The following is a 9,151-nucleotide window of genomic DNA, read 5'->3' as shown; positions in this document are numbered from 1 at the left end:
GGATCGTCCCTCAATCCACATACGTCGCGGTCGGCGGTGCCGGTGTCGGCCCGAGGACGGTGAGCCACCTGTCGTACAACTCTGCCCAGGTGCCGTCGCGGCGGATTCGTTCGAGTGTGCCGTTCACGAACCGCACGAGATCGTCGTTGCCCAGGGTGATGCCGATACCGTACGGCTCCACACCCATCGAGCCGCCGACGATCTCGAGATTGGGATCCTGGGATGCGAGACCGGCGAGGATGGTGTCGTCGGTGCTCACGGCCTCGACCTGCCCCTGCTGCAGCACGACGAGACAGTCCGCCCACGCCGGCACGGTCAGGATCGACGCCGACGGCTGCACCTGCTGCATGCGGGTCAGCGAGGTGGTTCCGCGCACGATGCAGACCCGCCGACCCGCGAGGTCTGCGGCATTGCGGATGTCCGATCCCTTGACCACCAGAACACGCTGCTGGGCCAGGAAGTAGGTCGACGAGAAGGTGACGCGTTCACGGCGGGCGCACGTGATCGACATGGTCTTGGCGACGATGTCGACGGTGGAATTCTGCAGCGCCTGCTCACGGTCGGCGGAGTTGAGGATCCTGTAGTCGATCAGGTCGGGATCCCCCAGCAGGTCGCGCGCGATCTCCCGGGCGATGTCGACGTCGAAACCGGCGATGCGGCCGGTGGCCGGATCGCGGAAGCTCATCAGGTTGCTGCCGGTGTCGAGACCCACCACCAGCCGGCCGCGGGCGCGGATCGCGTCGAGCGTCGGTCCGGTCCTCGCGCCGTCGGGCCGCAGGCTCGCGGTCGGATCCCCGCAGTCGGGCATTTCCGGTTGCGTGGTGGGGGAGGGCGCCAAGGTGGCGCGTTCGGGCAGCGGCACCTCGCTGTAGGGGACCTCGACCCGGGGCAGCGGGGACACCGGTGTCGACGCGCACCCGGCGACGGCGACGGCACTGCACAGTGCCGCCACCATCAGCGCCACCCGGCTCCTCACTGGTACTCCCGCAGTCGAGGCCACAATCCGATGGTGACACCGATCAGCGACACCACGGTGAGCGCCACCGCGGCAGGTGCCAGTGCGGACAAGAGCTGGGAGGCGCGGTCCTCGTTGGAACGCAGCTCGGAGCGCGCCGCCTCGATGCCTTCGGCCAGGGCGTCGTCGAGGGCGGCGAACTGGGCCGCCGCTTCGTTCGGACCCGGACCGACCGCCAGGACCGCCGCCGCGGTGTAGTCACCGCGCTGCAGGGCGGCCACCGTGCGTTCGTGCGATTCCATCCATTCGTTGCGGGCGGCGATCGCACGGGCGACGGCCTCGTCGGTGACAGCGTCTCCACCCCGGTGGGATTGCAGTAGCTCGCCGAGCCGGGTCATGGACTGTCGGAACGCGGCATCGTATTCGCCGGTGCTGTCCCGCCGGGCCAACAGCAGCGTCTCGGCGGTGCGGGACTGCTGGGCGGCGATACGGGCCGCGGCGACCGTCCCGAGCGGCTCGGCGCCGTCACTGATGGCGCGTTGCGTCGCACTCGACGACACCAGCCCCGCGACGAGCAGCCACACCAGCAGCAGACCGGTCGAGGCGATCGCCAGAAGCACCCCTGGATTGAGGGCACGCCGGCTGATGCGGGAGATGATCAGGTGGATTCCGCCGAGCGCGGACACCGCTGCGATGAGCAACCCGATCGAGAACCACGGTGGCCGGACCGCGGCATGCTGGGTGTCCGTGACTGCACGGACACCCAGCATGTGCAGTTCCTGTGCCATCGGCAACAGCGACGTCTGCATGAGGTTCGACGCTTCGCTGAGGTACGCGGTGCCCACCGGATTACCCGAGCGATTGTTGGCCCGGGCAGTCTCGATCAGGCCCGTGTACACGGTCAGCCGCCCGGAGATCCCCGACAGCAGGCGGGCACTGTCCGGGTCGTCACCGGCGCCGACGGCCGCCGCGACCAGCTGCGCCGATGCCTCCGCCATGGCCTGCTCGTACCGCTCACGGACGGCTTTCGGTTCGATGCCGCCGGAGATGAACCCGGTGACCGCCGCCGCGTCGGCGACGGACAACGCGCTGTAGAGATCCTGTGACGCGTCCGCCAGAGGCTCGATCGTCGACAGCAGATGATCGTGCGTGGCCTTGCGGCTGCTCACCGTCTGGGTCGCGACGAACCCCGAGATCGCCACCAGGATCGACACGAGCGCCCCGAGCACGATGAGCTTGGCGGGTGTCGAGCGCAGCACGGCACCCAGATCGTCGGGCACCTCCGGGCCGCTCGACCGTCCCTGCTCGAACACCCGGGCGGTCCGTGTCTCGGGGGGCCGTTGCTCGGCGTGGTCGACGCCGGGGTCGATCGTGGGGTGCAGGCGAGGGTCCACCAATCGCCCCTTTCGGTGTTGCACAGTCCTTGGCGAGCATATAAGCAGTACGAACAGGAATGCGCTGCGCGAGTGCGTCGGAACAGGGGTTCGACAGCCCGCGGCGGCCGGCAGGGAGGACGGACACGATGCGCGGTGACGGTGACGGATGGGCCGTCGGCCCCGACGGCGATCGCCGATGGGGCAAGCACGGTGCGGCCGGCCTGTTGTTGCGTGCGCCTCTGCCCGACGGCCGACCCGCGGTGCTGCTGCAACACCGCGCTGCGTGGAGCCACCAGGGCGGAACCTGGGCGCTGCCGGGCGGCGCCCGCGACAGCCACGAAAGCACCGTCGACGCCGCGGTACGCGAAGCGCACGAGGAGACCGGCATCGACGTGACGGCCGTCGCGGTCCGAACCGAGCGCGTCACCGCCGGTCTCGTCGGCGGCTGGACGTACACCACCGTCGTCGCCGATACCGGGATCCCGCTGGCCACCGTCCCGAACGGCGAGAGCACCGAACTGCGATGGGTGCCGGAGGTCGAGGTCGAGGCGATGGCGCTGCACTCGGGGTTCGCCGCGGCCTGGCCGGCGCTGCGCACCCGCGTGGTCCGGGTCCTGCTCGACACCGCGAACGTGCTCGGCTCCCGCCCGACCGGCTGGTGGCGCGACCGGCCGGGAGCGACCGGGGCGCTGCTGAACGAGCTGGCGGCGGTGCTGCCCCGGACTCTCGAACTGCCCGACGGCGGGTTCGGCTGGGTGACGCAGATCGAGGCCGTGCTCGAAGGACAGGCCCGGGAAGCGATCGTCGAGGACGCCCGCATCCCGGTGCACACCGCCACCGGAAGCGGCGACGACGAACTGGCCCGCCTCGCCGGGGCGACCGCCACCCTCACGTCGGAGGTGACGGTGGTCGTGACCGCCGACCGCGGGCTACGGCAGCGCCTGCCCGATACGGTGATCGCGTTGTCGCCGACGACCGTCCTCGACTGGTTATAGGGCATGTCTCCCAATCCCCATTTCGGCGCACCCGTCGCCCAATCGCCAGGTGCATCCGAGAAGGATCAGGAGACACGCCCTAGACGATTCACGCAGGTAGACCGGCCTTCAGCGCAGCGGCCGCGGCACGCGGATCGGCGGCCTTCGTGATCGCCCGAACCACCGCGACACGGGTGGCTCCGGCGGCGACGACCTCGGGCAGCCGCTCGAGGTCGATCCCGCCGATCGCGAACCACGGACGGGTCGGATGCGACTGCGCGACCTCCCGGATGACCTCCAGACCCGCCGCGGTGCGGCCCGGCTTGGTCGGGGTGTCCCACACCGGGCCGGACGCGAAGTAGTCGACACCCTCCTCGATCTCGGCGAGGGCCGCCTGCGCGCGGCTGCCCGTGGATCGGCCGATGACGATGTCCGGACCCAGGATGTTGCGGGCGTGCGCGACCGGCAGATCACCCTGACCCAGATGCAGGATGTCCGCGCCCGCGGCCAGCGCGATGTCGGCGCGGTCGTTGACGGCGAGCAGCGCGCCGTGGCGCCGGCACGCGTCGGCGAGGATCTCGAGCGCGGCCAGTTCGTCGCGGGCCTCGAGGCGGCCGAACTTCTTCTCGCCCGCCGAGTCCTTGTCGCGCAACTGGATGATGTCGACTCCGCCGGCGAGCGCTTCCTCCGCGAATCGAGCCAGGTCGCCGGTGTCCCGGCGGGCGTCGGTGCACAGGTACAGACGCGCGTCCGCGAGCCGTTCCCGAGGTGAAGGATGGTTGCCACGATAGGAAGTCACAGCCCAGACGGTAACCTCTGAGGGAGAGATGACAACACGGGAGTCCCGGGGAACGCGGGGCTGAGAGGGGGCCTGCCGGCCCCGACCGTTATGACCTGACCCGGATCATGCCGGCGCAGGGAGTGAGGTGGACGCAGGATGGGAACGGTAGCCGTCGTCGGTGGCGGCGTCATCGGGTTGTCGATCGCGTGGCGCGCGGCAAACGCCGGCTGGGACGTGACGGTGCACGACCCGACACCCGGAGCGGGCGCATCCTGGGTCGCAGGTGGCATGCTCGCGCCGCTGTCGGAGGGCTGGCCCGGCGAGGAACACGTCCTGGGACTGGGGGCGGCATCACTCGCGCGCTGGCCGGAGTTCGGGGACCGGTTGCAGCGCGCGACCGGGTGTGACCTGTTCACCTCGAATGGGTCGCTGACCGTCGCGCTGGATGCCGCCGATGCCGCCGACCTGCGCACCGTCGCGGAATGGGTGCAGGCGCAGGGCCACGAGATGCGGGTGCTCACCCGCGCGGAGATCCGGGAGCTCGAGCCGTCGCTCGGCCCGCGGATCCGCCTCGGGTTGCTCGCGCCGACGGAACTGGCCGTCGACAACAGGATCCTCGTCGACGCCCTGCACCGCGCCTGTGTCGAGGCCGGGGTGCGGTTCGTCGCCACCGCGGTCGATTCGCTCGACGCACTGCCCGCGGACCGGGTGGTGCTCGCGGCGGGTTCGGCGTCGGCCCGGTTGTGGCCGGGCCTTCCGGTGCGGCCCGTCAAAGGCGAGATCCTGAGGTTGCGGGCCCGGCCCGGTGTCACCCCCGCCCCGAGGCGCACCATCCGCGGCAGTGTGCACGGCCGGCCGGCGTATCTGGTGCCGCGCGGCGACGGTCTCGTCGTCGGCGCCACCCAGTACGAGGCCGACGACACGCAGGTGACGGTCGCCGGGGTGCGGGACCTCATCGCCGATGCGGAAGCGCTGCTGCCCGCGATCGGCGAGTACGAGCTGTACGAGGCGACGGCGGGCCTGCGGCCGATGAGCCCGGACAACCTGCCGCTGATCGGGCGGCTGTCCGAACGGGTCGTCGCCGCGACCGGGCACGGACGCAACGGTGTCCTGTTCACCCCGATCACCGCGGACGCCGTGCTCGCCGAACTTGCCGACGATCCGCTCGCCGAAGCGAAAAACGCCGATCCGCAAAGATTTTCGAAGGAAGGGCTGTGATGACGAACCCGATCTCGGTGGGGATCACCGTCAACGGTGAGGACCACTACTTCGCCGAGGCGCCGACGGTCGCCGAACTGCTGGCGCAGCTGGGGTTGCCGGAGAAGGGCATCGCGATCGCCGTCGACGGCGCGGTGTTCCCGCGCGGACGGTGGTCCGAGCCGGTCGGAAAGGGCTGGCAGATCGAGATTCTCACGGCGGTCCAGGGTGGCTGAGCTCCGTGACCCGGCACACGACCTGCCGCAGCTGACCATCGCCGGACGCACCTTCGCGTCGCGGTTGATCACCGGCACCGGCGGCGCCGCGAATCTCGCGGTGCTCGAGGAAGCGCTCGTCGCATCCGGTACCGAACTGACCACCGTCGCCATGCGCCGCGTCGACGCCGCCTCCGGGACCGGGGTGCTCGACCTGCTGCGCCGCCTCGACATCACCCCGCTTCCGAACACCGCGGGCTGTCGCGGCGCGAAGGAAGCGGTGCTCACCGCGCAACTGGGCCGCGAGGCCCTCGAAACGGACTGGGTCAAGCTCGAGGTCATCGCAGACGAACGCACCCTGCTGCCCGACGCCATCGAATTGGTCTCGGCGGCAGAGCAACTCGTCGACGACGGGTTCGTGGTGCTGCCGTACACGACGGACGATCCGGTCCTCGCGAAACGCCTCGAGGACGTCGGATGTGCGGCGGTGATGCCGCTCGGCTCGCCGATCGGCACCGGCCTGGGCATCGCCAACCCGCACCACATCGAGATGATCGTCGAAGCCGCCGGTATCCCGGTGGTGCTCGACGCGGGAATCGGCACCGCGTCCGACGCTGCCCTCGCGATGGAACTGGGTTGCGACGCGGTGCTGCTCGCGACCGCGGTGACCCGGGCGAAGGACCCGGCGCTGATGGCGTCGGCGATGCGGCACGCCGTCGAAGCGGGTTTCCGGGCCCGGCACGCCGGACGGATCCCGAAGAGGTTCTGGGCGCAGGCGTCCTCGCCGCTCGAACCCTAGCGCCTGTGTCGGATCCGGCGGCTGCTCGTCGGGCGTGTCCCTGCACATTCCGGATGGATCGGGCAGGGTAGGGGTCATGATCGAAGTGACGGGACTGACCAAGACCTTCGGATCGACGACGGCAGTGGACGACGTGACGTTCACGGTCCGGCCCGGCATCGTCACCGGCTTCCTCGGTCCGAACGGTGCCGGCAAGACCACGACGATGCGGCTGATCCTCGGTCTCGACCGGCCCACTGCCGGCACCGCCCTGATCGGCGGGCGACCCTACCGGGAGTTGCAGCGTCCGCTGCGCACCGTCGGGGCGCTGCTCGACGCGAAGTGGGTGCATCCGAACCGGTCCGCCCGCGCGCACCTGCGGTGGATGGCCGCGTCGAACGGGCTGCCCGCGTCGCGAGTCGAGGAAGTACTGCGCCAGGTGGGCCTGACCGAGGTCGCGAACAAACGCGCGGGTGGTTTCTCGCTCGGCATGTCACAGCGTCTCGGTCTGGCCGGGGCCCTGCTCGGCGATCCGCAGGTGCTGTTGTTCGACGAACCGGTCAACGGGCTCGATCCCGAGGGGATCGTGTGGATCAGGCGGTTCATGCAGGCACTCGCAGCCGAGGGCCGGACCGTTCTGGTGTCGAGTCATCTGTTGTCGGAGATGGCGCAGACCGCCGATCATCTGCTGGTGATCGGGCGGGGCCGGCTCATCGCCGACACCTCCGTCGACGCATTCGTCGCGCAGGCCTCCGAAGCGGTGGTGCGGGTGCGCAGCCCCCAGCTCGACGTCCTGCGTGCCGCGCTCGCCGAGCGCGGGCACGCCGTCCACGACGACGACGGTGCGCTCGTGGTCACCGGGGCAACCGCGGCGGAGGTCGGCGAGCTCGCGGCCGCCCGGTCGGTGGTGCTGCACGAACTCGCCGGGCAGCAGGCCTCGCTGGAGGAGGCATTCATGAAGATGACCGGTGGCGACGTGCAGTTCCACGGTACCGGTGCCGATTCCGTGATGAAGGGTGGCCTGTGATGAGCCTGGCGATCGATACGTTGCGAGCCGAACGCATCAAGCTGACGTCGGTGCAGTCGCCGTTCTGGTGCACGGTGGTGATCGTCGCGCTCGGTCTGGGCCTGGCCGCGATCCTCGGTGCGGCGGCGAAGGCGTCGATGTCCGCGGACGACGAAACGGTCCGCTTCTATCCCACCGTCGACGTCGCCGTCAGCGGTGTCACCGGTTTCGGTGTGCTGGTGTTGATGATTCTCGCGGCGCTGTCGGTGACCAGCGAATACCGGTTCGGGGTGATCCGCTCCACGTTTCAGGCACTGCCGAACCGCAGTGTCGTCCTCGCCGTCAAGGCGCTGCTGATCGGTGTGCTCGGGGGGATTCTGACCGGGGTGCTCGCGTTGGCCGCGGTCTATCTGACGAAGGCGCTCGCCGGGTCGGAAGCCGGGCGGGACCTTGTGCTCGAGGGGTCGACCTGGCGGACGATCTACGGCACCGCGTTGTACGCGCTGCTCGCGTCGATCCTGGCGGTGGGGGTGGGTGCCCTGCTGCGTCAGTCCGCCGGCACCATCGCGATCCTGCTGTTGTGGCCGATGCTCATCGAATCGCTGTTCGGACTGTTCGGGTCGTTCGGCCGGAAAGTGCAGCCGTTCCTGCCGTTCGCGAACATCAACTACTTCCTGGGCACCGACCAGGGCATCGATTTCCATTGGGGCCCGTGGGGTGCGTTGCTGTACTTCGCGGTCTTCGTGCTGGTGGTGTTCGGCGCTGCCGTGGCGGTCGTGAACCGGCGCGACGCCTGAGTCGGTTCGCTCGGACCCCGGTGGGCCGGGGTCCGAGCGGATCCGTTCCGGCGGTTACGACTGCGGGGTCGTGAGGGCCGCGATCGTCGTCGCGTACATCGTCGACTTGATGGCTCCGAGCGTGCCGGGGTCCTTGCCGACCAGCGGCGCGACCGTGCCCACGGCCGAGGTCACCAGGGCGGATTCCTCGGCGGTGGCGTCGACGATGCCGGCGGCGAGCGCGTCGGGTCCACCGAACCGTCGTCCGGTGGTCATCGCCGCGGTCGCGGTGCGCGGGGTGGTCTTGGCCTGCACTAGCGCGGCCATCCCGGGCGTGAACGGGATCCGGATGTCGACCTCGGGCAGGCAGAAGAAGCCGCGGTCGGTGCGCATCACCCGGAAGTCGTGGGCCAGCGCGAGCATCGCGCCGGCACCGAACGCGTGCCCGTTGATCGCCGCGATCGTCGGGACCGGAAGGGTGAGGACCCGCGCGAACAGTCCGTGCACCCGGTCGACGTACCACTGGGCCTTCTCGCCGTTCGCCGAGAGCCATTCCAGGTCCAGGCCGTTGGAGTAGAACTTTCCGTTCGCGACGGTCACCAGCGCGGTGGGTTCTCCGGCTTCGATCTCGTCGAGTGCGGCATCGACGCGGTCGAGCCAGTCGGGGGAGAAGCGGTTCTCGTCGTCGCCGAGGTTCAGGACGGTGACGGTGTCGTGACGGGTCGTGGTGACGGTCATGGTCTGCCTTTCGGGGAGGGGGGTTCGGGGCCGAGTGCCAGCACCGCGCGGACCGCGGCGGCGAGTCGGCGACGAGCGATCGGGTCGCGATATCTGTTGGTGTGCAACAGGAGTCCGGTGGGCAGGGCGACGATGCAGGAGTGCACGACGTCGACGGCGGCGCCGTCGCGCCGATTCCACAGTGCCGTCGCCAGTTCCGCCATCAGCTCACCGAGTTCGTGGTCGAGGCGGAACAGGTCGCGGGCCAGGTCCTCGGGTAGGGAGGCTCCGAGCAGGTCGGTGCGGCGCACGGTCAGCACCAGTCGCGCCGACGTCGGGTGGCGTTCGGCGAAGACAGCGGGTGCGTCGGCGGCGG

10 protein-coding genes, 1 pseudogene and 1 riboswitch are annotated in these 9,151 nt (G+C 70.2%); of the genes and pseudogenes, 6 read left to right on the top strand and 5 right to left on the bottom strand.

Features of this window, described 5'->3' with window-relative positions; all coding sequences use genetic code 11:
- Positions 1 to 10: 10 nt before the first annotated feature.
- Positions 11 to 955 (bottom strand): glutamate ABC transporter substrate-binding protein, encoded by a 945-nt coding sequence (locus ACN675_RS26075; protein WP_420753587.1) that lies wholly within the window; start codon positions 953 to 955, stop codon positions 11 to 13.
- A 17-nt stretch (positions 956 to 972) separates the two neighbouring features.
- Positions 973 to 2,349, bottom strand: a complete 1,377-nt coding sequence (locus ACN675_RS26070; protein ID WP_420753586.1) for a hypothetical protein — start codon at positions 2,347 to 2,349, stop codon at positions 973 to 975.
- A gap of 128 nt (positions 2,350 to 2,477) precedes the next feature.
- Here ACN675_RS26070 and ACN675_RS26065 point away from each other — a divergent pair, with 128 nt between their 5' ends.
- The gene (locus ACN675_RS26065) at positions 2,478 to 3,326 is read left to right on the top strand and encodes an NUDIX hydrolase (protein ID WP_420753585.1); all 849 of its coding nucleotides are present in this window, start codon (positions 2,478 to 2,480) and stop codon (positions 3,324 to 3,326) included.
- Between the two features lie 88 nt (positions 3,327 to 3,414).
- On the opposite strand, the gene thiE is transcribed toward ACN675_RS26065, so the two are convergent.
- Positions 3,415 to 4,104, bottom strand: coding sequence for a thiamine phosphate synthase (gene thiE, locus ACN675_RS26060; protein ID WP_420753584.1), 690 nt, complete (start codon positions 4,102 to 4,104; stop codon positions 3,415 to 3,417).
- Positions 4,105 to 4,130: 26 nt separating this feature from the next.
- A riboswitch (TPP riboswitch) is annotated at positions 4,131 to 4,245 on the top strand.
- On the opposite strand from thiE, the gene thiO reads away from it, so the two are divergent.
- From thiO to ACN675_RS26035, 5 genes are all read left to right on the top strand, one after another.
- Entirely contained in the window at positions 4,243 to 5,304 is a 1,062-nt protein-coding gene (gene thiO, locus ACN675_RS26055; RefSeq protein WP_420753583.1) for a glycine oxidase ThiO, read from the top strand. (Overlaps the previous riboswitch by 3 nt.)
- Entirely contained in the window at positions 5,304 to 5,519 is a 216-nt protein-coding gene (gene thiS, locus ACN675_RS26050) for a sulfur carrier protein ThiS (protein ID WP_420753582.1), read from the top strand. Before thiO ends, thiS begins: the two co-directional genes overlap by 1 nt.
- On the top strand, positions 5,512 to 6,297 hold the full coding sequence (locus tag ACN675_RS26045) for a thiazole synthase (protein ID WP_420753581.1): 786 nt from the start codon (positions 5,512 to 5,514) through the stop codon (positions 6,295 to 6,297). Before thiS ends, ACN675_RS26045 begins: the two co-directional genes overlap by 8 nt.
- A gap of 76 nt (positions 6,298 to 6,373) precedes the next feature.
- On the top strand, positions 6,374 to 7,303 hold the full coding sequence (locus tag ACN675_RS26040) for an ABC transporter ATP-binding protein (protein WP_420753580.1): 930 nt from the start codon (positions 6,374 to 6,376) through the stop codon (positions 7,301 to 7,303).
- Positions 7,303 to 8,079: an ABC transporter permease gene (locus ACN675_RS26035; protein WP_420753579.1), complete on the top strand. Its 777-nt coding sequence runs from the start codon at positions 7,303 to 7,305 to the stop codon at positions 8,077 to 8,079. Before ACN675_RS26040 ends, ACN675_RS26035 begins: the two co-directional genes overlap by 1 nt.
- Positions 8,080 to 8,133: 54 nt before the next feature.
- Here ACN675_RS26035 and ACN675_RS26030 read toward each other — a convergent pair whose 3' ends face one another.
- Together ACN675_RS26030 and ACN675_RS26025 are read right to left on the bottom strand one after the other, a co-directional pair.
- Entirely contained in the window at positions 8,134 to 8,796 is a 663-nt protein-coding gene (locus ACN675_RS26030; RefSeq protein WP_420753578.1) for an enoyl-CoA hydratase-related protein, read from the bottom strand.
- Positions 8,793 to 9,151: pseudogene (locus tag ACN675_RS26025) on the bottom strand (TetR/AcrR family transcriptional regulator); the annotation flags it as partial. The gene ACN675_RS26030 and the pseudogene ACN675_RS26025, both read right to left, overlap by 4 nt.

This window comes from Rhodococcus sp. O3 (assembly GCF_048897285.1).
GTDB lineage: Bacteria > Actinomycetota > Actinomycetes > Mycobacteriales > Mycobacteriaceae > Rhodococcus.
Note: the sequence above shows the minus strand (reverse complement) of the source record. Positions and strands in the feature narration are given on the sequence as shown.